The following is a 26412-nucleotide window of genomic DNA, read 5'->3' on the forward strand; positions in this document are numbered from 1 at the left end:
CAACAAGAAACCATTTTTAACTAGCGTGCATGCGATGGCCGCTTGACCCGATGCGAGTTCTCTCAATTTTTCGCCATTCACGAAGCATCAAACCCTGGCATTCAGAACGGACAGGCTCCAGGTGGCTGCGCTTTCTATGGTGCCTGCTGCCCTTGTCGGCGGGCGCGATCCTGTGGGTATCGGTCGACAAGGAGATGGCGAAGGAGCGTCTGTCCTTCGAGCAGTCGCTTTCTTCAGGCGCACAATCAATCGCGTCCGGCTATGCGCAATACCTGACGCGGTCCATCGACCAGATGGACCAGGTCACCATGCAGCTCAAGTACGACTGGGAGAGTTCCAACGGCGCACTCGACCTTCGCAAGCTGGTGATCCGTGGCATGTTCACCTCGCCGCAATACATGGAGGTCGCCATCATCGACCGCGATGGAAGCGTGGTGACTTCCACCGCATCGCCGTCTACGGCAAAAGCAAAGTACGCCGGCAGGAGTTTTCTTGCGTGGCACCGAAGGAATATCTCCTCGATCGTGCGCATTTCGGCCCCGGAAGCAGACGCCGAGACGGGCAAGTCGCTGGTGCGTTTCACGCGCCGCCTCGATTCTCCTGACGATGACTTCGACGGCGTGGTGATGGTGACAGTCACATCCGACTATTTTTCTGCGTTCTACGATGCGGCGGCGCTGGGTGGCAAGGGCATGCTCGCGGTGGTCGGCGACGACGGAAGGATACGTGCAGCGCGCATCGGCAATGCAATTTCGTATCCGTCGAAAGCTACACTGACGCAGACGCCGCGCTTTGGCCTGCCGCGGGAAGCGCAGGCTTTTCCCAGCAACGGTGAGACGTGGTTCGGGCCGCAATGGTTTGCCGACGGCGACAGGAGGTTCGTTGCCTGGCGCACGCTGAAGGCTTATCCAATGACAGTCATGGCGGGAATCTCCGAGAGCGAGCAGATCGCGCCGCTGGAAAACAAGTGGCGCACCTACCGCCAGATCCGCGCCGCCGCAGAGGCGGCAATCCTTGCGCTCACCGTCGTGCTGGCGTATGTCCTGCATCTCGTTGAGCGCCGGAAGATGCGACTGCGCAGCGTTCAAGCCGCTTATCGTCTCGCCACCGAAGCGGGGGAAGAGGGCTTTTACATGCTTCATCCGCTCCGCGCCGAGGGGCGCATCGTGGATTACCGCATCCTCGATTGCAATGAAAGGGGCGCATTCCTGCTCGGGAAGGGCAAGAAGGAAGTGCTCGGGCAGGCGCTCTCGTCACATTATCAGGCGGAGGAGTTTGCGCGGCTTCTGGAGGTTTACGGGCATGCAATGGAGCGCGGTTCGTATCGCGAAGAAGACGAATTCCAGCCGATCGCCGCGCCGGCAGTTCGCTGGGTGCGCCGCAAGGCGGTGCGTTCCGGTGGAGACCTTGCCGTGACCTTGCGCGACATTTCGGACGCGAAGGAGCAGGAAGGCAAGCTGATCCGGCTCGCGAATACCGACGAACTGACCGGGCTTCCGAACCGTACCTGGTTCATGAAATCTTTTGAGGCCACCATTGTTCGGGCGCAGGAGAAGCAGGAAATCGTTGCGCTGCTCTTCATCGACCTGGACAAGTTCAAGAACGTGAATGACACGCTCGGCCACGCGACAGGGGACAAGGTGTTGCAGGAAGCTGCCGGCAGGCTGCGCCAGGCCCTGCGTCCGACCGATCACGTGGCGCGGCTCGGCGGCGACGAGTTCACCGTGGTGCTGCAGCAGGCGCGCGACGACGATGAAATCGTGCGTATTGCGCAGCGCATCCTGGCCGCGCTCGCACAGCCCTTCCACGCCGGTGCTGGTGCCATGGAAGTCGGTGCGTCCATCGGCATCAGCGTATATCCGCGCGACGGCATGACCGCCGGCAAGCTGCTGAAGCACGCGGATATCGCTATGTATTCCGCGAAAGGCAGCCGCCGCGGAACCTATTCGTTCTATCGACAGGAACTGTACGACGCGCTGCGGACGCGCATCAACATGGAAAGAGAACTGGCCGAGGCCATCGACGCCGATCAGTTCGTGCTGTACTACCAGCCGCGCGTCGACGCCGCGAGCGGCGAGCTCCTCAGCCTGGAGGCGCTGGTGCGCTGGCGGCATCCGTTGCGTGGCATGGTTCCGCCGCTGGAATTCATTCCGATTGCGGAAGGCACGGGACTTATCACGAAACTCGGCGCGCTGGTGCTCGACAAGTCCTGCCAGCAGATCGCGCAGTGGCGCGCGGAAGGCATTTCCCCGGTGCCTGTGTCAGTCAATGTCTCGGCAGTCCAGTTCCAGTACGGCGACGTGCATGAGCTGCTGCGCCGGTGCCTCAGGCAATCGAATATCTCTCCCGAGCTGATCGAACTGGAAATCACCGAGTCCTCCATGCTTGGCGAGCATGCGACCATCGCCGGCCGTCTCGCTGCGATTCGTGAACTCGGCGTCAAGATGGCGGTTGACGATTTCGGCACCGGCTACTCGTCGCTGTCGCAATTGCAGCGCCTGGACATGGATGTGCTGAAAGTCGATCGCGTTTTTACCGTGGATCTGGACAGAACGGCGGAGAGCAGGGTGCTCTTCAAGGCCATTGTTTCGATGGCGCATGCATTGGGCATGCGTGTCGTCGCGGAGGGCGTCGAAACACAGGCCCAGGCAGCAATCCTGCGCGAGCTCGGATGCGACGAACTGCAGGGATACCTCATCTCAAAACCCGTCTCGCCTGACGAGACCCGATCGATACTGCGCCGGTCGCGCCAATTGATCTCGCCCCGAAACGAGGAACGCACGCTGCGCCTGGCCACGTCCGGCTGATCGTCCGTGGCCAGGCCTCTGATTATCATCCTAGCGGCACCGGGACGAAAATCTTCGAATCGCCGCGCTGGATGAGAAGCGCAACATGCTTGCTCTCTTTCGATAGCAGATCCTGCAGCTGCTCGACCGACTTCACCGGCTTGCCGTTCACGGCGACGATCACGTCACCCTGTTCGATGCCGGCCCGCGCGGCTGCGCCGCCAACATCCTCGATCATGAGCCCGGAAGAGAGATGGGTGTCCTGCTTTTCTTCAGGTGAGAGCGGACGGACGGCCAAGCCGAGCTTGCCGTGTGCCTTGTGGTCGACGGCGTCGTTCGTTGCTACCTTGTCCGTGGCTTCCGTCAGCGTGGTCGCAAGTTCGATGCTCTTGCCGCCGCGCCAGACTTCAAGTTTTGCCTTGTCGCCCGGCTTGCTCATGCCCACCAGCGCCGGCAGGTCGCCGGAACGCGTGATCTGCTGGCCGTTGTACTTCAGGATGACGTCACCCGGTTCAAGGCCTGCCCTGGCTGCCGCGCTGCCCGGGACGACGCTGGACACCAGCGCGCCGTTCGGTTGCGGCAATTTGAACGAATCGGCAAGCGTCTGGTTCACCTCCTGGATGGTCACACCGAGGCGCGCGTGCTGCACCTTTCCCGTCTTGACGAGCTGGTCCTTCACATGCAGCGCGACGTCGATCGGAATGGCGAACGAGATGCCTTCATAGCCGCCCGTGCGGCTGTAGATCTGTGAATTGATGCCGACCACGTTGCCGCTGGCGTCGAATAGCGGACCTCCCGAGTTGCCTGGATTGACCGCGACATCGGTCTGGATAAAGGGCACGTAGCCATCACCCGGCAGTGAGCGCCCCTTGGCGCTGACAATGCCTGCGGTCGCGCTCTGCTCAAACCCAAAGGGCGAACCGATCGCCAGCACATAGTCACCGACGCCAAGGCGATCGGGGCTGCCGAGTTGCACGACCGGAAGGTTCTTCGCATCGATCTTCAGCACAGCGACGTCAGTCGCTGGATCGCTGCCCAGCACCTTCGCCTTGTATTCGCGGCGGTCGGTCAGCTTCACGGTAACCTCGTCGGCGTCGCGCACGACGTGCGCATTGGTCAGGATCAGGCCATCCTTGCCAATGATGAAACCGGAGCCTTGGCCGCGCACCGGCACGTCATTTTGCGGCATCCGGAACTGATTGCCAAAACCGGGGATGCCCCGGAAAAACTGGAAGAACGGATCATCTGGTCCGTCGTCCATGGCTTTCATGCCAGTTTTCGCCGTGCCCTCGGTCGTAATGCCGACGACCGCCGGACCAAAGCGTTCGACGATCGCGCGGTAATTAGGAGCGGTAATCGGGCCGATCGGGGCAACCGGGCCGTCCTGCACCGCCGGCAGTGGCGCGCTGGTCGTTTGTGCCGGCTGGCCGGATTGTCCTTTCTGGAGCCAGTGCGACGGGCCCCAGTTCAATGCATTCGCTGTGCCAGCAGCGATCAGGCCGGCCGCTGCCATGGTCAGTGTCAGGGATTTCAATTTCATCTTCGATTCCTTTTCCAAGTACGGGACGAGTCCCTTGCGATCGAAGATTAGAAAAGGAAAATTAAGCGGACATTAAGGAAGAATTAAGCAGAAATTAAGGCAGCTGTGTCCGGCTTACTTCGGGAAGTTGACGGCGACGCTCAGCCCGCCCAGTACGGACCTGCCGAGATCAATGGAGGCACCATGTTGATCGGCAATATTCTTCACGATCGACAGGCCTAGGCCGCTCCCGGTCTGCCCGGTCGAATCACCGCGATAGAAGCGGTCGAACACGCGCTTGCGCGCTTCATCCGCAATGCCGGGGCCGGAGTCTTCGACGGTCAGCACGACGCGCGACGCTTCGTCGATAATGCCGACTCGGACCTTGCCGCCTTCCGGTGTGTAACGCACGGCGTTGTCGAGCAGGTTGCGCGCGAGGATGCGCAGTCCCGCGGCATCCGCGCCGACCATTACCTTGTCCGGCCCATCCTGCTCGATATCGATGCCGCGCTGCTGTGCGAACATGAACACATCCGACAGCGCCTGCCGCATCAGTTCGGCAAGGTCTACCGGCTTCAGCGCGGCGGAGCGGTCGTTCGGATCGGTCTGCGCGGCCGTCAGCAATTGCTCGATCAGGTGGGTTGCCCGGTTTACACCTTCATGCAGTTTGGCGAGCGCGGCCTCTTTCGCGGCTTCGTCCGGGGCACGCTCCAGCAATTGCAACTGCAACTGCACTGCCGTCAGCGGTGAGCGCAGTTCGTGCGCGGCGTCAGCCACAAAGGCATGCTGGCTCGCGAAGGCCCGTTGCAGCCGTTGCAGCAGCGAGTTCAGCGCCTTGACCATCGGTGCGATTTCATCCGGTAGATCGAATTCGGCGACCTGCTCCAGGCTGTGGGCGTCGCGCTGCTCAACCTCGCGCACGACGCGTCGCAATGGACGCATCGAAGATCCGACCAGCCACCAGATCAGCAGCGCCATCAAGGGGGCGAAAGCAAGCAGGGGAGTGAGACTGCGCAAGGCCGCCGATGCGGCGAGGCCGCGCCGCAGGTCGAATGGTTGTGCCACCTGGATGATGCGGTCGTGCGTGGCAAGGCTGTACACGCGCCACAGCCGATTGCCCGCCCGGATATCCGTATAGCCGAGCATGGCGCGCGTGAACAGCGGATTGCCCGGATGGGAGAGATACAACATGGCGCCGTTGGCGGTCCAGATCTGGACCACCACGTCCGGCATGTCCTCGTCGAATCCGAACGCCTGTCCGGGAGCGACGCCCTGGTCGCGCAAGGACAAGGCAATTTGCCGCAACTGGTAATCGAACAGTTCCTCGTTTTGCTTAAGCGCTTCGCGATAAGTGACAACACCGATAACGAGGGCGGTGAGAATGGCCGCCAGAAAGAGCAGGGCGGACAGGCGGGTGCGGATCGATGTCATGCGCATATCACGCCTTCGCCCCCGGCTTGGGGACGAAATAGCCGACGCCCCGCACGTTCTGGATGAAGTCGCTGCCCAGCTTGCGCCGCGCACCATGGATATGCACTTCCACCGTATTGCTTTCCACTTCCTCGCCCCATGCGTACATGCGTTCCGCCAGTTGGGCGCGAGAGAGGATCACTCCCGGTCTCAACATGAGCGCCTCCACGACGGCATATTCGCGTGCCGAGAGCAGTACCGGCTGTCCGTCGCGCGTCACTTCGCGGGTTGCCGGATTCAGCCGCACGCCCATGACTTCGATGGACGGTTCGGCATGGCCGGCGCTGCGCCGTAGCGCTGACCGGATGCGTGCGAGCAGTTCGTCCATGTCGAAAGGTTTGACGACATAGTCATCGGCACCGGCATCCAGCCCCTTGATCCGCTCCCCGACGCCGTCGCGTGCGGTGATCACGATGAGCGGAATCGCCTGCTTGCGTTGCCGCACGCCCTGGATCACCTCGATGCCATCCTTCCCTGGCAGGCCTAGATCCAGCAGTGCGAGGTCGAAATGTTCAGTGGCGAGGGCGGTTTCAGCGGCTCGCCCGTCACGCACCCATTCCACGGCGTAGCCTTCCTGTCGCAGGGAAGTGCGGACGGCATCACCGATCATTGCATCGTCTTCGGCTAACAGAATGCGCATTGTCTTGTTTCAGTGTTCGTCGCGAGGCAGTGATGCCTGGGGTGTTCGGAAAACATGGATAGTATGCCCGAAGCAGGGGGTGGTAGATGGACGCGGGGTTTTGGAAAGATTGTGAAGGCCTCAAGCCTAGGTCGATTTCGTCACGATTCATGACCAAGTGGCTTTTGACCAAGAAGGGTCTTGGCGGTGTCTGTGTCTGCCCATCCAATGACAGGCCAGCGTCTCGTTTCCGGAAACCGGACAGCCTGACATGAGGCCCAAGAAAACTGGGGTCAACAGGGAGGGTTTAAACATTATAGGATTAATGTCATAAAATCGCGCAGAAACTCAAAATATGATACGTAATACGTAAAATTACTAATATTCAAACTTCCCTAGGCTCGGTGATTGAAAGTAGGTGGCGATCTTGTGCGTGACGGATAGCACCCATGCGATAATCCGACCAGATCTGTTACCGGAGAAGTCGACATGAAAGCTATGTTGTTCGTCCTTGGCCTCGGTGCTGCAGCAGCCTCTTTTGTTCAGGACGCGAGCGGTGCAGCCACCCAGCGCCAGATGGACGTGGCGACGCGCGGGGCTGATGTTATGCCGTTCGATCTTGCGGCAACTACGCATGTGTTTACCAAAACAGATTTTGGCGGAATACAGAGAGTCGTCACGAAAGCCGGTGGTGACACAGCCCAAATAGAATTGGTGCGACAACATCTCCAAGATATCCAGGCGAGTTTCCAGAAAGGAGACTTTTCCGGACCGTCCCATATCCACGGCGAGGATATGCCTGGCCTAGCCACACTCAGGGCTGCAAAGCCAGGCCAGCTAACGATCAGCTATAGCAAGGTGAAGAATGGCGCGGAGCTGCAGTATCGCGCCCACAGCCCGGAACTGGTTGCCGCACTTCACACCTGGTTTGACGCCCAACTCGCTGACCATGGTCACGATGCGATGGCGGGCCACGCACATCACCATCATCAGTAAGACTCGTGCCTGGAAGATATGGGTGTTCCGGGGCATCCGTTTTACGCAGTTGGTGCCGTCGGGGTTGGTTGTCCGTGCATGCTTGACGATGTCTGGCGGCCGATCGTGACTTGCAGATCCTGTTCATTTAGCTGGCGCTGGGATTTTTTGCCCGGATTTGCCTTTCTTTGAATCCGACCCATACCCCGGTTGGCGCGCGACGGTACCGAAAGATTGCGACGGCTGTCCCGCTGTTCCTGCAACACCTGAGCGATCGCCAGCACGTGCCCCAGCCGCTTGTTCTCGACAATGGCCCCCTGATCGACCTTCGATAACCAGTCATAAACCGCATAGGGAAGGGCAGTGCCGTCGGCTCGCAATTCGATCGACCCGTCCGGATATTCGTAGACGTCGATATACCTGCCGATGAGCTTGCGCATGGCCTTGCTGTCCTCCAGCAGGTAAATCACCTTGTCGTACTGCAGCGTCAGCACGTGCGACACCTTGCGCTTCTCCCGCACCGTGAAAGTCAGTGCCAGATCCTCATCATCTCGCAAGGGACGGTGCGCATCCCAGTCATTCCTCGGCGGCTTCGCAAAACGCCGGTTGTAGTCGGCAACGAAAGAGGGCGCCCAGGCATTGGCCGCTTCCATCGTCGAGATTCGCTGCAATCGCATCTCCTTCACCAGGCGGTCCTGCAAGATCAGGTTTGCCCGTTCCACACGCCCTTTTGCCTGGCTGCTATTGGCACAAATGCTCTCGATATTGAGCTCGAACAGCGCACGGCCGAACTGCGTGTGCCCGTCGCCACCTGTTGCATGTTTGTTATTACAGCGGAAGACGCTGTACTGGTCGCTGTAAAACGCCATCGGCTTGCCATGCAGCTCGATATACCGCCGCGTTGCCTCGAAATAACTGAACGTGGATTCGGCCGGCGTGAAATGCAGCTGCATCAACCGGCTGGTCGCATCATCGATGTACACCAGCAGTGTGCATGCCGGTCCACGATCCTCGAACCAGCGGTGATCGCTACCATCGATCTGAATCAGTTCGCCGACGCAATGGCGCCGGTTCCTGGGCTGGTAAATCGTCGAGGAACGCAGCTTGCGCGGAATCCACAGTCCTACGTTCATCATCAGGCAACGAACAGTTTCTGTCGCGATTACCAGGCCATGCAGCTCAATTGGCTAACCCTGGTGACAATTGATGATTACTTGGCTGGCCGCGGTGTCGTGAGACCAGGCCGGCGGCACCTTCAGCACGATACCGGTTCAACAAGCGCTCAACCTGGCGCGTCGTCAGACCAAGTCGCTCGGCGGCATGTCTTGGTCTTAAATTCCCGTCTGCCACGGCCTGAATGACCTTCAGCCGATCAACCTCACGCATGCTCATCGTAATCACCCCGATCTCAGCCATAGCGTCGCTCCCATCGATAGGAGCCGACAGCATCGCTCAATTGCCCGAAGACTTGCTACCTTCTGGAAAAATGCGACATTTCTATTCGGGGAAATCGCGACATTTTAAATTCGTTTCTACAGCAACATTTCGCATAATTTGTATTATGTCAAATTAAACAGAGCCTCTTAGGCAATGGCTTCGTCACTCGTCGGTTTGCATAAATCTGGTCAAACCTTTTGCATAAATTTGTTCATAGCCCTCAGAGAGAACATAACCGCCGCTCCCCATGTTTATGGGAGGTACATGACACCGTAATCGCTCTACACTGCTTGCCAATAAGCAATCTTGGAGCAGATCAATCAACGATTGGGGTCATGATGCCATCCTGCATTGAACGCATTCTCATCCTAGCCAAGACCTATCCGTCTCCGAGCGCCAAGCACACGGAGACATCGTGCGTTGCCGGCATCAATGAAGCCGGCGTGCCTCGGCGACTGTATCCCGTCCCGTTTCGACTGATTTCGGGCGACCAGCAATTCAAAAAATGGCAGTGGATTCGCGTTCGTATCGCAAAGAGCCCTGCCGACCATCGTCCGGAAAGCCATCGTGTATTCGTTGACACGATCGAGTTGGAAGACGTGTTGGGCACGGAAAAACATTGGACTGCTCGACGCCCGTGGATTAACCGCCTCCCCTCGTTCGACGACTTCGAGGCACTTGATGCGGCACGTGAACAAAGCGGGATTAGTTTGGCACTGTTGCGACCCAAGCGGATCGTAAAACTGGAGATTGCCCCGGCGGACAATCCAGAGTGGACCGACGAAGATCTGGCCAAATTACTTCAGGAGCAGAGTCAAGGAAACCTGTTCGACCAAGAGGAAGAGAAAAAGCAGCTGAAGCTGTTGAAGAAACTGCCGTTCGATTTTTACTATCACTATGTCTGTGACACGCCGGACGGCGAGCAGATCTACAGGCACAAGATTGTGGATTGGGAAGTTGGCATGCTGTTCTGGAACTGCAAGCGAAACCACCGTGATGGATGGGAAGCGCCCTTTCGGGCGAAGCTCGAGGCGGACCTGGTGGAGAAGGATCTGATGTTCATGATGGGGAACATCCACCGCTTCCAGCATCAGTGGTTGATCATCAGCCTAATCTATCCACCTAAACCAACTCCAGCTGAGACAAGCCAGCGGACGCTGTTTTGAGCATTCCGGCCTGCAGGTGCCGAACCGAGAGGTCGACGACTCGGCTCATTGCGGCAGCGACCATCGAGCGGTGACAATAATTGTAGTCCGCCTCAAAGCATAGCAAGGCGCAGGTCGTCGTTGTCGCCATGGCGGCCATTTCGGCGATCACGTCGTTCTGCAGCGTCAGAAATTGCAGGAACTCTTCCTTGTAGCGGCCCCAGTCGCCGTCCGTGCGGTACTGGTCACGAATGGGTTTCGGACACCCGAGTTCGGGCACATGCATGTATTCAAAACCGTGCAGATTCAGCGTTTCGTGCAGGCCGTTCTTGGAGAATCCGGCTTTGCGAGACAGGGGTAATTCGCGGATGTCGACAACGGTCTCGACATTACCTTTGCGCAGTAATGCCAGGAAGCCATTCATGTCGAGGCCTTCGTAGCCGATGGTATAAATGCTCATGGGGGAATCCTTTTGACGCCGAAGTGTACTCGAATTTGTGCAGCCCCGGCGCTTGGCGGCGCTACTGCCTGCGCTCGGTCAGACATTGCCGCGGGGTTGCTCTACTGATTCCGTCCGCCGGTTCAGAAAAGCGCGCAGTTCGGCGGCGACGGTTTGTTGGGCAGCTAACGCAGCCTTTGCCGCGGTGGCGTCAAGATGAGCGGTCTGTAATTGGGTCCTTAGATTGTCCGTGGTCTCCATTGCTGCCGCCAATTGTTGCTTAAGCTCAGCAATCCGAGATTCGCGATTGGCAGCTTGCGCTTCCAATGCGCCGTAGCGCTGCTCGACGGAACGGGCAGCATCGAGTTTCTGTGACAGCCGGCGTCCATGCTCTTGCTCATCAAGGAGCGCCTGGCGGGCGTGCGACAGATCATTCACCAGGCGTGCGCCCTCCTGGTTCAGTCTCGTAATGTCCTCCTGTTTCACGACGATCGTTTGTTGCGCCTGGCGCAATTCCGCCTGCAATTGCTGGATTTGCTGTCCGTGTCGTTGTTGATCCTGCTCGCGCTGGTCCTTCACCGATTGCCGATAATGCTCGAGCGCTTCGTACGCACGTCGATGCTTCTCTTCGAGGGATTTTCTGTGTGACTCGTTTTCAGCGAGACGCTCCTTGATGTCAGCGACCTGCTGCTCGCTGGTCGAGCGAGCGATTGTTTCCTGCTGCAGCGCCTCCTTGGTGCGGCTGTTCTTGGCCTGCTCATCCCTAAGCGCAGCCTCCGTCTGCCGCGCCTGGTCGTGCCACACAGTACAGTCGTGCCGCGCGGCGGCCAGCTCCCCGGCATACTTGCGGTTTTGCTCCGCTTGCTGCGCCCTCACAGCGTCAACCTGTGCATCGGCCTCCTTGTGCAATTGTGCTGCCAAGCGTTCAACAAGGTCCTGCAGTGCGTCGCTAATCGTCGGCTTACGGCCGTCGGAGCCCTCTTCCGCTTCAAGCTCTTTCAGGTACTTGTGTATGGTGGTTTTCGACCCGGTGTTGCCCAATGCGACGCGCACCGCGTCGACCGACGGATGCTTGCCCATCGCGACCAAGCTGTCGCGCGCCTTCTTAACCTCCGATTTGTAGAGTCCGCTGCGGGCCATTGCCTCTCCGATAAATAAAGTAAGACGTTACGTACTACGTAATTACATACTACACGCGCCAGATGATCAAGCGAAAAAACTCTTGGTTTTCATACTGGATAATGTATTCTTATCCGGTGTGAAGATGAGATAATCAATTTTTTCTGTCCGTGCCCCGTAATTCCTACCCGCGCTGCTACAAAACCTGCATGAGAAAGCTAGCCGAGTACCTTGACGCCGCAACCCGTGAGAACACGCGGCAAAGCTACCAAGGCGCCGTACGCCATTACGAGATCGAGTGGGGAGGCTTCCTGCCAGCCACCGCTGACAGCGTAGCCAGGTACTTGACCAACTACGCTGGCTCATTGTCAATTAATACACTTCGCCATCGCCTCGCGGCCCTTGCGCAGTGGCATATCGAGCAGGGATTTCCGGATCCAACGAAGGCGCCTGTCGTTCGCAAGGTGTTCCGGGGCATTCAAGCACTGCACCCGCAACAGGAAAAGCGCGCCCGCCCCTTACAGCTCGACCACTTGGAGCAGGCGGTGAGAACCTTAGATGCAGCAAGTGCGTCTTCTGCCGAACAGGGCGACCGAGCTAGCGAACTTCGGCACATACGGAATAAGGCATTACTCTTGATTGGCTTCTGGCGAGGGTTTCGCGGAGACGAATTAACGCGCATGCGAATTGAGGACATTACCGTCGTACCAAACGAAGGGATCAGCTTTTACTTCCCTCAGACGAAAGGTGATCGGCAATATCGCGGCACCACTTTCCGGGCACCTGCGCTCTCGCGCCTTTGTCCGGTAGATGCATACCTGACGTGGATATCAGCATCGCAGTTGAACGATGGGCCTGTGTTTCGCGCGATAGATCGTTGGGGCCATATTGGCAGCACAGGGTTGCACCCTGATAGTCTGGTTACGCTACTGCGCTCCATTCTGGCCAATGCCGAGATTCCCTCAGCTAATCTTTACAGCGTCCATTCCCTGAGGCGCGGCTTTGCCAATTGGGCGACGTCCAATGGGTGGGACATCAAGACCTTAATGGAGTATGTCGGCTGGAAAGATGCGAATTCGGCTATGCGATACATTGATGCCGCTGATCCATTTGCCCGCCACCGGATAGAATCAGCACTGCTAATGCCGATAACAGACGACCGATGACTGCATTCAGTCTTCCGAAACAACGTCAGAGGCGTCGGCGCGGCACAAGAGAAGATTACCATGACAAAAATGCGTGTACGGCGACGCCAATTGGCGCATAAGACCACGATCGTACAATCCGGGACCAAGAAGCGATCCCGGCGGCGCTATTCGCTCGCCGAATTGCTTCACGGCGTTACTGAGGGAAAGATGGCGCGAATAATTGAGGATACCCGGGATGGAATGGAGGGCGGCCCAGTTGGCGTGGAGCATATTTGACCCGCGGATACTGTGAAGCAAATGAACCTTTACCTCAAAAGTCGCAGAACGTTGTCGTTCGATTAAGATTGGGCCATAATAGGCAACGAAGTAGTTGATTTCGCTATCGCGACATTGCGTATTCCGTGTTGAAACAGGAAGACCTGCGACAAATGAGGTAAATTTCGCTCCGAAGGCGATTCAATTTCTAGCGACATCTTTGTTACCCCCCATTCTCGGGTGGCTCCATTTGATAAGCAGCAGTCCGTCCTCAGTCTCGCACAGCCGTAAGCACCTCGTCGGATCGTCCCGCTTGTAGGGGGCGACGCCGTTATCAATGTCATCAAGCCACTTCATCAAAGCGCATAGAGCTGACTCGATCTCGACCTCGGCGACTGCATTGAGCAAATCGGTTAGCGATGAGGCATTACTCCACTCGCAGCAAGGCCAGACCCGAGGGCAGGCATATAGGTGACCTTCCGGCGAAACGTGCGCATCAGGCGTGTAGCTGATAAGACCAGCATCGTACATATCATGTGATAACCGAATAAACCGCGAGAGCTCCCTATCAGCTTTATACCTTGAAAGGTCTGGGCAACCCCACCCGAATTCAAGTTCGTCTACTGCTATCTTATTGGGGCAGGTGTAGTTCCAAGGCAACCTTTCGTCTGAATCGATGTGTATCCAGTGTCCGTACCAGCCCTCGATAATTCTTCCCCATTGGCAACCACATGTCATGTGCCGCCCTCTTATCGCATCCTGCGCAGCTTTACGTTTTGCTATAAATGGCGGCGGATTTTTTGAGCAAGCGCCGAGACGCTTGAAAAAGTCCAAAAGTATTGGAAAAGGGATAGCTCCCTTGCAACGATCAAGTTCAATTCTCGCTTCAAGTGGAAATCTTCGGATCTCTATGTGAGTTGCCTCGCCAATGTTGGAAAAGAGAGATTCGATAAATTTCGGCATCGGTTCGAGCGCTCGTAGCCGCCCCATCTCTTGTGATAGCAGACTATCGACCACAAATTCGCCCTCCCCCGAGTCCCAGAACTGTCCGTGCGACAATCGGCTGGCGGCTCCACTCGCTGACTTAATCCATGCCGCTAAACAGTCGAATTGCTTGCTCGTCGAGCCAGGAACAGCCTCCCTTTTCGCGACCGGCCAGTGAGCGCAAGCGCTAGTCATAGCGAGCTTAAGTGCAGCGAGTTTCCTCATCCAAATTGTTCCTCCCTGCTTTGGCGAGAAACACGTTTGCAAATCGCACAAGTGGAATGGGCACTTGGCCAGCCAATGCACCTCATGAAGATAGCTGTGATAGCCGCGGGTAGAACATTCCTTGCAATACCGGACTGAATCGGAACGCGGCGTCGCAAGTACGGGACCGTATCGTCCGCAGTTATCCAAAGTCAAATTCGGCCGAAATACCGATTCAACCAAATGCAAATCCTCATTCAATAGCATTGCAATTCGCTCCAGGTCGGCGTCGCAAAGCCTGTTCTCGTGCCCAAATTCATAACCAAAGAGCTGGTTGTACTGCTGGACCGTTATGCCATTCATAGCGCAAAACCGCGCCACAAACGAAATAACGGACTCGTAAGGTCGTAAATTTCCGCGCCACCAATTGAACGACGGATAAGATGCCATATCAGCCTGTAGCGGAAATAATGCGCATATGGTCAGAGAAGTTCGCCTTGGCAAGACCGTTCAACCAGCTCTCGTATGACGTCACGTCGTCCCAATCCTCACCCCGCGCGAGCCTGAAGAGCGTGCCCTCAACCACCTTGGCTATATGCTGCATGGGAAACTCGAGATTTCTTCGGTTCGACTTCGGGGAAAGCTCCACGAGCGCCTGCCATAGGAGCTTCGTGCAGTCCGCAAGGCGTTGTCCGGATGCGAATGCGTTGGGTGCAAAATACTGAAGAAACGTTACGTTACTTTGTGCTGGCCATTCTGAATCGATGTCATACCCATTAAGCACATACTCGAGCTCGCTTTCAGCGCGCAGTCCATGGAATCGCGCATGGGCGGCCATGAAGCGAGCGGCTACATGCGCGTTTCCTGTGTTTGCCATGTATTCGTGCTAGTAGCCAAGTTGGTGCGAGCCGACCGAAAAGACGCTCAAAAGATACCCTTCATAATCCAACTCATTTTGCAGCCCTACCAACCATTTCCATTCGCGGAGAGTTATGTCTTGCGCTTCATCGATTAGGAGGATGACATAGTTTCTGCCTGCGCTCTCTGCGATCGTAATAAAACGCTGTTTACACAAAAACGTTACCTCTGTTTTTTTTGCTGGCCTAGCGGGATTTGCAAATTCAAACTGAGATGCGAGTAATAATTGATGCCAGAATCCAGTTTCGCTCGTATGGCTGTCAGGTCTCCTGTTCCATACAACAAGTGGGAGTACTGTCTCGAACCGTTCCTTGAGCACGCTTGCGAGATGCCACCGGATTCCTCTGGATTTACCGAGGCGCGACGCGCCGTAGATATAGCCTCCTGGCCTTTGCTGGTCGATCCAGTCACCAATCTGTTCGATCATCTTGTGCATGGGAGGCGTGTATACCGCGTATTGCTTCGTCACGATGCAGTGTCTGGGATCGATATGCGGCGGTAATGAGAAGGTCATTACTCACCTCGTCGCTGTCATCCGCCGGGGCGGAAGGAGGGATTCGACAGCGGATGGTTGCTGCGTACCTGCCACTGCGCTCCCAGGCGGCACGGCACGCTCTTCCTTCTTGGTACTTGGCTTTTTCTCGACGACGTTTTCGGCTTCTGCAGCCCGTGCCTTCGCGGATTCCAGCAGAGATGCACCAATTGCCTGCTCGGCTGTGGCTATAAGTATTCGTCGCGCTTCGAGGTACGCGGGGTGTACAGGCAGCTTTTTATTTCCTTGACTCTCAACGTAACGCATGAACACATCAACGGCATCGCATCCTGCCGGAATTGCAAACTGTCCGTGCGAGTTCGCCTGGCAGATTGCATTCCGTACGGCCAAACTATGCGGTGAAACATGCCAAGGGGGAGCAGCCCTGAGAACTCCGAGAGAAATGCCGTCTAGGGTCGAGGCAAGTGCTACCCTGCAGTCGTCTTCTTTGTGGCATATGACCCAGATGTGCGAACCCACCAGGTCCTGCCGGCTTTGGAGAGTTTCGTTCGTATAGCGTGCATACTGGAACTCGACGAAAGGTGCCCGCCCAGTCCGCGCCCCGCCGCGAACTACACAACGCTTACGAGTGCTAAGCAACGCCTCAATTTCCCCAAGTTCAGCACGTCTTAAGTCCGCAGTCGAGTGCTCATATAGGAACTTCGCATAGTCTAATGGTGTTCTGTTGCCAATACCGCTATGGGGAGTGGCGTTGTAGTTCGCGATAAGGACATCCAACAATTCTTCTGCATATTCAAATTGAAATCGACTGGTGAGGGCGACGGCTTCCGGCACTTTTCCTTTTCTATCTTGCGACTTGGCACCGGTCGTATTTGATAGACGTTGAAAGCCTTTTCCGGCTAGATTACGGAAGTACGCTTCAATGAAAGGACGGTCGTCCTTGCTCCTGCGCTTCGAGAATGAGGTAAGAGGATCGAGAATTTCGGAACCGACGGCGATGCGTAGCGCATCCCTTACATGCAGGCACGTTTCTGCTAATGCACCATCGACGCTTGTTTCTTTCCAGCATAGACCAACAAATTGGGTGCCGTTTGCAGACAGTAGGCCTGCATTTGGCAGGTACGGGGTTTCACAAAAGCTGACCGGCCGAGCTACCCATGGTGTTAACCCTCGCTTAACGGCTCGAAGGACGTCGTCCTTCGACACCTCGCGTCTCATGCTCAAGAAATAACCTATCACGGCCCTCGAAACCACTTCTAGTATGACAATAACCAAGAGGCGGTGAATAATTTTCTCCTGAAATCCTCCACCGACTTGCGGGATCGATACGCAGAACCGCCCGTCGAGTTTATGAGCGTCCATTTCGACGCGCTGCATAAATTTTGAAACGGGACGTTTTGTTCCATCTCCGGTCTTAAGCTTCTTTACCAAGTCGGGTCCGCCGACAGTTTGAGCCAGAGCTTTGGGGTTCGCAGCGAGCAAGCGGTCGATGTATCGACATATCGAGTAATAACTATGGCTGGCGGTGTTGAACGGCCACTCTTGGCGCGCCTCGTAGCCCCGACGGCGCAACTCATCAAGAAACCAGCCGCAATGCCGGCGTTTCGATTGCTTCGTCTCTACAAGCCTGTTGCCCGGTGGTCGCGTCAAGATGCGGGTGTTGAAGGCTTCGCGTAGATCCGGGTGGTGATCAAGAACCGTTTGCATTGCACCGACGGCCCCATACCCGAAAGAATCAACTCGAATTTTCGTTCGTCGCGTATACGGCTGGATACGGAAATATGGCAAAAGGCCGCGCCAACCATAAGGGCGGCCATCGGAGTGAGTTTCTAGGCATCGCTCTCGGATTAGCCGATAGACATTCCTCGCTCCGATTGAGGTCTGTCGTTCAATGATTTCACTGGTAGCGCCTGCGAGGAAAAGCAAGACCGCCTGTTTCCGCGCGAAGTAAAGAGCGCGTCTGTCCCCTTCAAGCGCCCCTTCGTCGGGGGTGGGCCACTTGGAAGCATCCACCGTTTTCCCTCCTACAATTCGGCGGGAAAAACACTCGATATCCACATCGCTGCCTTCTGCCATTCCCCCCCCGGCAATGTAATCGACGCTCAAGTCTGTTGAAATGTACAGACGAGTTTAGCGATCTGCAAGGGAATGAATCACAATATTTCTTTTAAATCATGAGCTTATATGTTTCGCCGAGGCGGAATAGCATATCCCGTGGAATCGGATTCACGTTTCCATTGGCTTCATAGTTACTCGCCACTTATGACTTGACCGTCACCAGCCGAAATCCACGCCTTATCTGAGAACTACCGTCTATTGCGAATGGAAGCCTTCATGAAGGAAGTCGCGTTGCAACACAGGTCAGCACGTCGCCCGTTTTGATTTAAAGCATTACTGAAAAAGACACCTTCTCGGTGTATTATCGGAACATCAAAATTATCGAGTTTCCCCGGTATTTCTCCATCTCTTAGGCCTGTTAAATGTCAAACAGCTTCTTTTTTCTCCAGGCAGAGAAGAACCACTTGAATCAAGGCTTTCTCGATGAGGTCGAAGACTTCGCGGCTTCCAATCGAGAGCAAACCTACGTAATTGCACAGCCGCTTGGCGATAGTAGGTACACATATGAGCATACGAATGCTCTCGTCGTGCTTTCGCCCAAGAGAAAGCTGACGTTTATCGACTTCAGCGGAGATAACGCCTCATTCGAAGAATTCGTTGATGATTTCGTGGAGGATCTTGCTTCTATATCTGACAAGTATCGGTACAAGGAAGCTATTGGTCGCCCCCGTAGTTGGAAATTAGAGCTCATCACAAAAATTTTTGCGGATGAAATCGAGCCTTTCAGGGCATGGCACGACGAATCAACGCTACACGATCCAGCCAAACAACGAACCGCCGAGTTGCTGGTATCGCTTCTTACGGGGAGCATCAACGACATTGAGCGTGTTCGAGCCGATTTGCCGACTAGCTTGCTCGAGAGAGTAAAGCGCAAGATTCAGCTATTTGACGGTGATCAGACTCGTTTTATCTATGAAAAGCCCAAGAACGATATCGTCCGTATTCAAGGTTTGTCAGGTACTGGTAAAACAGAATTGCTGCTTCACAAGCTTCGAGACCTATATGTGAACAGGCCGAATTCGAAAATTCTCTTTACCTGCCACAACAAGATTCTCGCTGAACACCTTCGTAGACGAATCCCTGACTTCTTTAACTTTATGAAGGTGGAGGAGCAAATTGCTTGGGAATCACGTCTTTGGTGCGTTCATGGATGGGGGTCTAACTCGAATCCTCACTCGGGCACGTATCGTCTAATCTGTAACCTATATAACCTGCAGTTCAAGCCCTTCAGCGCTTACATGTCCTTCGACCGCGCATGTCGAGAAGCATTGGAGGGACTTGGCGACAAAGTCGAGCCGTACTTTGACCACATCCTCATCGATGAAAGTCAAGATTTCCCAGAGTCATTTATCGCTCTTTGTCGCAAAGTCACACGTAACACGCTATACGTTGCGGGAGATATATTTCAGAGCATTTTTGACGCCAACATCACGCCGAACATTGCACCCGACCATTTGCTCAGCAAGTGTTATCGCACTGATCCGCGAACGCTGATGTTTGCTCATGCAATCGGTATGGGTTTATTCGAAGACACCAAGTTACGCTGGTTGGAAGACCCAGAATGGGCAGCATGCGGTTACATTGTCGAAAAGGCCGCCTCAAACTCACTCTATCGTTTAACACGCGAGCCGCTAAGGCGTTTCGAGGATATAGACAACGACGTGCCAAGTGTAGTGCTTGAACCTGTTACTGGTAAGTTTCAGGACACGGCTGCATCAAGTATAGTCGCTGAGATCCGCCGACTTGCCCAAGAACATCCTTCTCTCCAACCAGATGATGTCGGCGTTATCATTCTTGACAGAAATGACGCTGCCTTCCCATTAGCTGACAAGCTCTCTATTTTGGTTCGGAGAGAGTTAGGGTGGCAGGTGAACAAGGCACATGAAACAAAACGCCGTGAGCCTGGCCAACTTTTTGTAAGCAACAAAAATAATGTCAAAGGCCTTGAGTTTCCGTTTGTTATTTGTGTAACTGAGAGCATTTCGAATGGCTACGTGTATCGCAATTCACTTTACATGACCTTGACACGTTCCTTTCTGCAATCGCGAATGATTGTTTCAGCCGAGCTAAACCAAAATCTACTACCTCAGATTTCTGATGGATTAAGCCGGATCAATGCGGAGGGCAAGATCGAGGTAATGCCGCCTGATGACGCAGAAAAAGCTCGGATTAAGACCACAATTACAGTGGCTGCTAGCACCCTCTCCTTCTTCGATATGGCTGAAAAGGCTTTCGACGAACTTAGCGTCCCCCCACTATGGCGTGAGCCGCTAATCGACGCACTCAAGAAAGTAATCGGTGAAGAGCCAGACATGGAGAATATTCGGGAGACTAGCCGCTTTATGTACCAAAGAATGATGCGAAGCAGGGCTTAACTGTGGCAAAGCAATTTCATCTTGACATTGACGAGTACCAGGCCTCGACATACCTCTCAGCCATCCGTTCAAAGCGTGACATCGTAGTGCTTTGGATGGAGACGATAAAAAACTTCTTGGTGGGTCAGCCAGCGGTAGGGCCGAAGGTTAGTGCACGCCTGACTATACACGTCGACAAGATGAGTCGGCTTTTTTGCACATCGGAGGGTGGTAAAAAGATATTTTCGGTAGGCTTTCCCTTCAGCGTATCCTTTGGGGATGAGCAGTTCCGATTTCTTTCGAGGGAAGGAGTGGAAATTGACAGTAGGGTTTCATCAAACATCATTGCGTTAATCGGATCGAAGGAAATATTCGGCACGCAAGACTTTTCCGGTTTTATCGATCCAATCCTAGAAATGTCAGAGTACGACCCACAGCTTTGGACGCTGATCCGTGAACTAATGATTGCCGAGGATGGTTATATCCGATATGACTGGGACGAAATCCGTCAGGACGGGCATCGCCACCCATTGCATCATTTGGATATTTATTATTCGAGTGCAAGCACTTTTAAGGTCGGGCTTGGGACGCAACTTGATCAGTCTTCTTTAATGTCAATCCTGGATCTTGCAACAGACTGTCACTACTTGAAGCCCGTTACTGGGTAAAGCTGCTGAAGGTCTACCACCTACAGCCCTGTTTTCTGAATCCACAAATAGGCGTCGGGGCCTGAGGCAAAGCAGCTACCGGCACGCCAACCAGCGAGATCGGACAGCAGTTAACCGCTCATTCATTATCTACCCTGATCTCAGGGAGAGACCAAATGGCACGCGGAGCAATGGTTTTCTGCACTCCCAGTTTTCTGTCCCGCAAGTGGTCGAAAAATCTGTCCTCAAGCTTTCCTTTGCCAGCCTTGATGGCCCTGCACAAGTAGAGGCTACTGTAGATTGCTCGCGCAGCAATCAACCTCGCTGCATTTATGTCTTTCTTTTCAACGGAAGTGGCGCCAGAGTGAACAATTGACGACCGTAGATCGTATGATCTACGGATCATGTCGTGAGCACTACGCCGTTGCCCATGCGGAAAGCACAGCACCGCCGCAAGATCGGCCAACGTTGCCTTAATCGGGGCATTTTTGTCTCGCGAGAATATGGATTCAATAGATATCACGTAGAACAAGAAACTAGTAACCTCGTCTTCCGCATTGAACGCCATCGAGAAAAATTTTATGGCGTTTCTCATTCGACTGTACATTCTCTCATTTGACGAGAGTATGTCCATAAAGAATTCATTGAACTCAGGCCGCTTGATTGATTTCAACAGGGAAACACTTAGCTCAAAGTCGAATGACAATGGCTTGATGACCGGGAAGCGTCTAAGCTCTCCTGTAGCCCTACTAAGGAGGAAGAAATGATTGACTGTCCTAGTTTGTCCAAAGCTTGGAGCGGTGTTCGCGAAGAGATTGGCAAAAACCTCGATCAGTCTGCACAGGACCCGGAATTTGGACTCGACGCTGAAGCGCAGCCGATCTTCAGCTCCGTGAGCGTTGAAAGTCACTAGGATTTCGCGGGAGAACGCGTCATGTGAAGTCCGAGTCGCGTGCCTGAAGTCGGACTCGTTGATAGGCGGAAATTTGTGCTTGGCAATGATCTTGTTGATGGCCTTTGTAGAGGACGCCGCCGGGGAAAAAGTGAATTCGCCTATGATCACTGGCCGCCCAAGAGGAGGCTTTCGCAAGTACGGAAAGCCCAAAGGTGTTCTAAAAGCCAGTGGGACCATCGCTAGATAGTCTCGCTGCCCAGCAGTTTCAGCGATTGTTTCTTCCAGCTTTTCAGCGAACTCGTCGGCACTGAGCTGGGGATAATGATCAATTACCGCAAAGACGATTTGGAGAACATACAGCCAATCTAAGTGGCGAGATACGTACTTCGATTTAAAGATCGATTTGAATAGTTCTTCGTCCTCTTCCCAGTTGCCTGGCCGCTCCGAACGTCCGTCATAGCCGCTGGGACCCACCGCTTTATAGTATGCCTCAAGGGGCTTCCGAATGGCGCGAGCCACCGCACTCCTATCGATCGTTATTTCTTTTCGCTCTTCCATAATCTGCCTGGCTTGTGACTTTGGCGTTACTCCAGACCGCCTCACTTGTGTACGACGAACACTTTGGCCACAATGCCTCGGTCGTTTTTCTTATGTTCGCCTTCCAGATCCTTAAGTGCTTCGGGATTGGTTAGATAGTGCTCAGGATCGTATACGACGCACCACAGCTTCTTACATCCTGGGTGCGCTGCATAGTGAACGATGTCTATTAGAAGTTCGTCTCCGACACCCTTTGCATGCTGCCTATCCCGGACGCACTTGGTCTCGATGACCAACTCATGGGCGGGCAAGTAGAAGTCCATGCGGGTACTCCTGCCCGCGTAGCTTGGCGTGTACTCTTCAGGCCTCACGTCTTGTACCCAAGGCCGAAGCAAAGCGTGGAGCAAATCTTGCACATCGTATTCATTGGTGAAACGCATCTGCTCTGCTCCTTTTCGCCGGTATGTAAGCGGGTGCATGGCGCGACGCAGCCCCTGAATAACGACCTGGACAACTTCGTCCACGTTGTTGGGCTTCGCAGGAACAAGTCGAGCAGAGACTTGACTGATGCCCTCGCTTTCGGCCACGCGGCCTACTGGGAGAACCCTTCCATGCCGGTAATAACGAAGCCCATCGTCTGCTAAGGCCGCTTCAATACGAGCCTTATTTTCTTTCCAAAATGCAATTCCCCCCGGATCTGGGGGGACTGTATCCATATATTCTTCGAGCACATTTCCAAGAACTTGAAGGCTGTCCACATTGGTGTCTTGGCCAGTTCGGAAAAGCCACTCCTTCCACTTCGCGCCATGCGAGAGCGCAGGCGGCTCTCCAGGAGCGCCGGACGATATGAACAGGGCGTCAAGAGTTGAATGGCCTCCAGTAGTCTGAATAACGTCGCCGACCACTTTGCAGAGCGCCCTTGAAAGTCGTGTGCTTTTCATTGTGGACAACACTATACCTGAGTGCTCAAGATCGCTTCAGAACAGAGATCCGCACTCGTCGACTATAGCTTGTTCGCAAGAGCCTGTTTCGGGTGTTTTCCAGCCATCATGGATCGACTAATACCGATGGTTATGCTTACCGACCATCGTAATTAGCCAGCGTGATTCCCGCGTCTGAAAATTTGAGGGATTTATGCAAACTGCTCGCCGGATGAGCACTTTTACGCTGCGATTAACAAGGGAAAATTATTCCCACCCGCTGAACTATCCCACGTAGTTAGGAAAGCGAGGCGTGAACAGATTTATGCAAACCGACGTCACTCCGACGCCACCGCAACCGGCCCACCTCCGCCCTGGCTTTTCCGCAACAAGAACACCAGCGGCAACATCACCACAAAGCTCCAGGTAATCAGCTGAAATACATTGATCATCGCCAGCATTTCAGCCTGCTGTGCAACCTGCTGCGCCATGAGTGCTACCGCCTTCGGGTCGTCCGGACGCAAGCCAAGTCCTTGAAGGTAATGCATCACGGCCGGATTGAAGCGCGTCAATTTTCCGCCAAGTTCATTCCACAGCACCTGTCCTTGGCGCGACATCAGCGTGGTGACGATCGATATGCCGACCGCGGATCCCATGGTGCGAACCAGGCTGTAGAGTCCGGCAGCCTCGGCGATGCGGGCGCGCGGCAGCGTCGCATAGGCAATTGTCGAGAGCGGCACGAAAATCAGGCCCATTCCCGCCCCTTGCAGCATGGCCGGCCAGATGATCCAGAAGGCGTTGATATTGAGCGAATATTTCGTCATGAAGTGGGAGCCGAGTGCGCTGATGAGCATGCCCGACCCGACCAGGAAGCGCGCATCAACGCGGCCTACCAGTCGGCCGACGACGAGCATGCTGATCGCAGTCGCCACGCCGCGCGGCGCCATGACGATGCCCGTTGTCAGGATCGGATAATTCAGCAGGCGCTCCAGCAGGATCGGCTGGACCACGATGGTGCCGAACATGCCGAGGCCGAGCAGCGCGATGACCAGGCAGGCCATGGCGAAATTGCGGTCGGTGAAGATGCGGATGTCGAACAGCGCGCGTTCCTTTTTGCGCAGGCTGTGCCAGGCGAATCCGGCGATGCCGATCACGCCGAGCGCGGCCGTGACGCGGATGTCGGTGGCCGCCAGCCAGTCCTGCTGGTTGCCACGGTCAAGCGCATACTGCGTGCCGGCGACGCCGGCGGCCAGCAGCGTGACGCCGGGCCAATCCATGCGGCGGGTTTTTTTCGGTGTGTCCGGCACGAATTGCGATGCGAGGAACAATGAGAGCGCGCCGACCGGGACGTTGATGTAAAAGGTCCAGCGCCAGCTGGCGGCTTCCGTCAGCCATCCGCCGAGCGTCGGGCCCAGCACCGGCCCGACCATCACGCCCAGGCCCCAGATGGCCATTGCCTTGCCGCGTTCCTGCGGTGGATAAGCCTCGGTCATGATGGCCTGCGACAACGGCACCAGTGCGGCGCCGAATATGCCTTGCAGCATGCGGAACACGACGATCTGGAACAGGTTTTCCGAGATGCCGCACAGGGCCGATGCGCCGACGAAGCCGGCAATGCAGACCAGCAGATACCGCTTGCGGCCGAGGATGTCGGAAAAGTAGCCGGTCAGCGGCATGAAAATCGCTGCAGTGACGAGGTAGCTGGTCAGCACCCAGCTGATCTGGTCGGTGGTTGCGCCGAGTTCGCCCTGCATGTGCGGCAAGGCGACGTTGACGATGGTGGTGTCGAGAACCTGGATCAGTGTGGCGGACATCACCGCCAGGGTGATCATCAAGCGTGATGCCTGGTTGGCGGGCTGTTCCGAGTCGGAGGAATTCATTCCGTAACAAGCGGCGCGACGGCCACCAGAATGCTGCACGGCGCGCGCTCCAGCAGCGTAGCGTCTTCCGCGTCGCTCCACCAGCGCGCCAGGCGGGTGCGGTGGCGATGTCCGAGTACGATCAGGTCTGCGTTGAGCGAGCGGGCGGCAGCGTCGATCTGGGCGATCGGATCGCCGAATGCAATATAGCCATGGGCATTCAGACCTCTTTCCTCCAGCCAGGCGACGCCCTCCTTCAGGATGCGCGTTGCCTCCTCGTCTTCATGCCGTAGCAGCGTCTCGCTCATGCCTTCCGGGATGGTATGCCCGGCGAGTCCGCGGATGATGGCGAGCAAATGCGTTTCGGCCTGCATGCAGAGCGCGACGTCGGCACCGTCCTTCAGCGCGTTGCGACCTTCGACCGATCCGTCGTAACAGAGCAGGATCTTGCGGTACATGGGACTCCCCTTCCGTTCAGGAACTGTTGTTTGCCTTGACTTCCACCGTCGCTGTGGTGCCGATGCGCAGCGGGTACGTGGGATCGGGATCCGTGATGCGCACGCGGACTGGCACTCTCTGTGTGACTTTCACCCAGTTGCCGGTCGCGTTCTGCGGCGGAAGCAGTGAGAAGGCGGTGCCGGCGCCGCCGCTGACGCTTTCGACTACGCCGTGGAAGGGATGGTCCGGGTACATATCGACCGTAACTGTCGCTGGCGCCCCCGGGCGAACGCGCTCGAGTTCGGTTTCCTTGAAATTGGCGTCGGCCCAGTACTCCTGGTTGCTGATCAGTGCAAACAGTGGCGCGCCGGCCTGCACCGTATTGCCAGGGCGCAGCGACAAGTTGGCCACGCTGCCCTGGGTTGGTGCGGTGACGTGCGTATGCTCAAGATCGAGCTGCGCCTGGTTGACGGCCGCCTGCGCCGCTTTCACGCTGGCATTGTTTTCGCCGGTGGTGCCGAGGGCGCTGCGCGCCTGCTCGAGATTGGCTTGCGCCGCATGCAGTGCGGCGGCAGCCGTCCTCGCCTGCGTGCGCGATGCTTCGGCACCCTGCTTCGACAGGAATCCTTGCCGTACCAGTTGCTGCTGGCGCTGGTTGTTCGATTGCGCGTTCTGCAATTCGGCCTGGCGTTGGGCGACCTGCGCCTCGGCGGCCGCCACTGCAGCGCTTTGCTGCGCGACCGATTGCTCCGCGAGGCGCAATTGCGCCTGGGCCTTGTCGAGCGCCAGGCGATAAGGTTGCGGATCGATGTCGAACAGCGGATCGCCAGCCTTCACCTGCTGGTTGTCACGCACATAAACGCGAACGATCTGGCCGCCGATCTGTGCGGCAATTTCGACGGTATGTGCATTGAGATAGGCGTCATCAGTGCTGACGTAGAGTTCGCTGTGGCGCCAGTAACGGTAGCCGAAGATGGCAGCCACGAGCAGGATCAAAACGATGGCCGTCCAACGGAACAGCTTTCGCCTGGAAATTTTTTCCTTGCGTACCAACGGTTTTTGCTCACGAACCGCTGCATCCATACATGGTCTCGCCTTGCAGATCGACTGATAACTGTTATCAACTGGTTACG

The 26412-nt window shown here is 55.8% G+C and carries 20 protein-coding genes and 1 pseudogene; 6 read left to right on the plus strand and 15 right to left on the minus strand.

Annotated elements, in window-relative coordinates; all coding sequences use genetic code 11:
- The first annotated feature begins 152 nt into the window (after window positions 1-152).
- Window positions 153-2807, plus strand: coding sequence for a bifunctional diguanylate cyclase/phosphodiesterase (locus VJ698_RS06995; protein WP_324101999.1), 2655 nt, complete (start codon window positions 153-155; stop codon window positions 2805-2807).
- Between the two features lie 25 nt (window positions 2808-2832).
- Here the strand turns inward: VJ698_RS06995 and VJ698_RS07000 are convergent, their stop codons facing one another.
- The 3 genes from VJ698_RS07000 to VJ698_RS07010 all read right to left on the minus strand — a co-directional run bounded on the left by VJ698_RS07000 (window position 2833) and on the right by VJ698_RS07010 (window position 6415).
- Window positions 2833-4326 carry a DegQ family serine endoprotease gene (locus tag VJ698_RS07000; RefSeq protein WP_324102000.1) on the minus strand — a complete coding sequence of 498 codons (1494 nt, stop codon included), beginning with the start codon at window positions 4324-4326 and terminating at the stop codon, window positions 2833-2835.
- 114 nt (window positions 4327-4440) lie between these two features.
- Window positions 4441-5736, minus strand: a complete 1296-nt coding sequence (locus tag VJ698_RS07005) for an ATP-binding protein (protein WP_324102001.1) — start codon at window positions 5734-5736, stop codon at window positions 4441-4443.
- A 7-nt stretch (window positions 5737-5743) separates the two neighbouring features.
- Complete coding sequence (locus tag VJ698_RS07010) at window positions 5744-6415, minus strand: response regulator transcription factor (RefSeq protein WP_324102002.1); 672 nt, start codon at window positions 6413-6415, stop codon at window positions 5744-5746.
- 468 nt (window positions 6416-6883) lie between these two features.
- Here VJ698_RS07010 and VJ698_RS07015 point away from each other — a divergent pair, with 468 nt between their 5' ends.
- The gene (locus VJ698_RS07015) at window positions 6884-7390 is read left to right on the plus strand and encodes an aspartate carbamoyltransferase (RefSeq protein WP_324102003.1); all 507 of its coding nucleotides are present in this window, start codon (window positions 6884-6886) and stop codon (window positions 7388-7390) included.
- Between the two features lie 41 nt (window positions 7391-7431).
- Here the strand turns inward: VJ698_RS07015 and VJ698_RS07020 are convergent.
- A pseudogene (locus tag VJ698_RS07020) lies at window positions 7432-8785 on the minus strand (ISNCY family transposase).
- Window positions 8786-9141: 356 nt separating this feature from the next.
- On the opposite strand from VJ698_RS07020, the gene VJ698_RS07025 reads away from it, so the two are divergent.
- Window positions 9142-9972 (plus strand): hypothetical protein, encoded by an 831-nt coding sequence (locus tag VJ698_RS07025; RefSeq protein ID WP_324102004.1) that lies wholly within the window; start codon window positions 9142-9144, stop codon window positions 9970-9972.
- Here VJ698_RS07025 and VJ698_RS07030 read toward each other — a convergent pair.
- Both VJ698_RS07030 and VJ698_RS07035 read right to left on the minus strand, forming a co-directional pair.
- Window positions 9929-10411 carry a DUF488 domain-containing protein gene (locus tag VJ698_RS07030; RefSeq protein WP_324102005.1) on the minus strand — a complete coding sequence of 161 codons (483 nt, stop codon included), beginning with the start codon at window positions 10409-10411 and terminating at the stop codon, window positions 9929-9931. The genes VJ698_RS07025 and VJ698_RS07030 overlap by 44 nt on opposite strands.
- Window positions 10412-10489: 78 nt before the next feature.
- Complete coding sequence (locus VJ698_RS07035) at window positions 10490-11530, minus strand: DNA-binding protein (RefSeq protein WP_324102006.1); 1041 nt, start codon at window positions 11528-11530, stop codon at window positions 10490-10492.
- 323 nt (window positions 11531-11853) lie between these two features.
- On the opposite strand from VJ698_RS07035, the gene VJ698_RS07040 reads away from it, so the two are divergent.
- Complete coding sequence (locus VJ698_RS07040) at window positions 11854-12675, plus strand: site-specific integrase (RefSeq protein ID WP_324102007.1); 822 nt, start codon at window positions 11854-11856, stop codon at window positions 12673-12675.
- Between the two features lie 438 nt (window positions 12676-13113).
- On the opposite strand, the gene VJ698_RS07045 is transcribed toward VJ698_RS07040, so the two are convergent.
- From VJ698_RS07045 to VJ698_RS07060, 4 genes are read right to left on the minus strand one after another with little or no spacing between them, the layout of a single operon-like run.
- A complete protein-coding gene (locus VJ698_RS07045) occupies window positions 13114-14550 on the minus strand; it encodes a hypothetical protein (protein WP_324102008.1) in 1437 nt (478 codons plus the stop codon).
- Window position 14551: 1 nt separating this feature from the next.
- On the minus strand, window positions 14552-14977 hold the full coding sequence (locus tag VJ698_RS07050; protein WP_324102009.1) for a hypothetical protein: 426 nt from the start codon (window positions 14975-14977) through the stop codon (window positions 14552-14554).
- Window positions 14978-14986: 9 nt separating this feature from the next.
- Window positions 14987-15532 carry an ATP-binding protein gene (locus VJ698_RS07055; RefSeq protein WP_324102010.1) on the minus strand — a complete coding sequence of 182 codons (546 nt, stop codon included), beginning with the start codon at window positions 15530-15532 and terminating at the stop codon, window positions 14987-14989.
- A 3-nt stretch (window positions 15533-15535) separates the two neighbouring features.
- Complete coding sequence (locus tag VJ698_RS07060) at window positions 15536-17617, minus strand: hypothetical protein (RefSeq protein WP_324102011.1); 2082 nt, start codon at window positions 17615-17617, stop codon at window positions 15536-15538.
- 374 nt (window positions 17618-17991) lie between these two features.
- Between VJ698_RS07060 and VJ698_RS07065 the strand changes: the two genes are divergently transcribed.
- Window positions 17992-20004 (plus strand): DEAD/DEAH box helicase, encoded by a 2013-nt coding sequence (locus tag VJ698_RS07065; protein ID WP_324102012.1) that lies wholly within the window; start codon window positions 17992-17994, stop codon window positions 20002-20004.
- Between the two features lie 2 nt (window positions 20005-20006).
- Entirely contained in the window at window positions 20007-20651 is a 645-nt protein-coding gene (locus VJ698_RS07070; protein ID WP_324102013.1) for a hypothetical protein, read from the plus strand.
- 118 nt (window positions 20652-20769) lie between these two features.
- Here the strand turns inward: VJ698_RS07070 and VJ698_RS07075 are convergent, their stop codons facing one another.
- From VJ698_RS07075 to VJ698_RS07095, 5 genes are all read right to left on the minus strand, one after another.
- Entirely contained in the window at window positions 20770-22083 is a 1314-nt protein-coding gene (locus tag VJ698_RS07075) for a hypothetical protein (protein ID WP_324102014.1), read from the minus strand.
- 41 nt (window positions 22084-22124) lie between these two features.
- Window positions 22125-23003: a hypothetical protein gene (locus VJ698_RS07080; protein WP_324102194.1), complete on the minus strand. Its 879-nt coding sequence runs from the start codon at window positions 23001-23003 to the stop codon at window positions 22125-22127.
- A gap of 317 nt (window positions 23004-23320) precedes the next feature.
- Entirely contained in the window at window positions 23321-24862 is a 1542-nt protein-coding gene (locus VJ698_RS07085) for a DHA2 family efflux MFS transporter permease subunit (protein WP_324102015.1), read from the minus strand.
- Entirely contained in the window at window positions 24859-25299 is a 441-nt protein-coding gene (locus VJ698_RS07090) for a universal stress protein (RefSeq protein ID WP_324102016.1), read from the minus strand. Before VJ698_RS07090 ends, VJ698_RS07085 begins: the two co-directional genes overlap by 4 nt.
- Window positions 25300-25315: 16 nt before the next feature.
- Window positions 25316-26362 carry an HlyD family secretion protein gene (locus VJ698_RS07095; protein WP_324102017.1) on the minus strand — a complete coding sequence of 349 codons (1047 nt, stop codon included), beginning with the start codon at window positions 26360-26362 and terminating at the stop codon, window positions 25316-25318.
- Between the last annotated feature and the right edge of the window lie 50 nt (window positions 26363-26412).

The organism is Noviherbaspirillum sp. (assembly GCF_035254685.1).
Classification (GTDB): Bacteria; Pseudomonadota; Gammaproteobacteria; order Burkholderiales; family Burkholderiaceae_D; genus Noviherbaspirillum.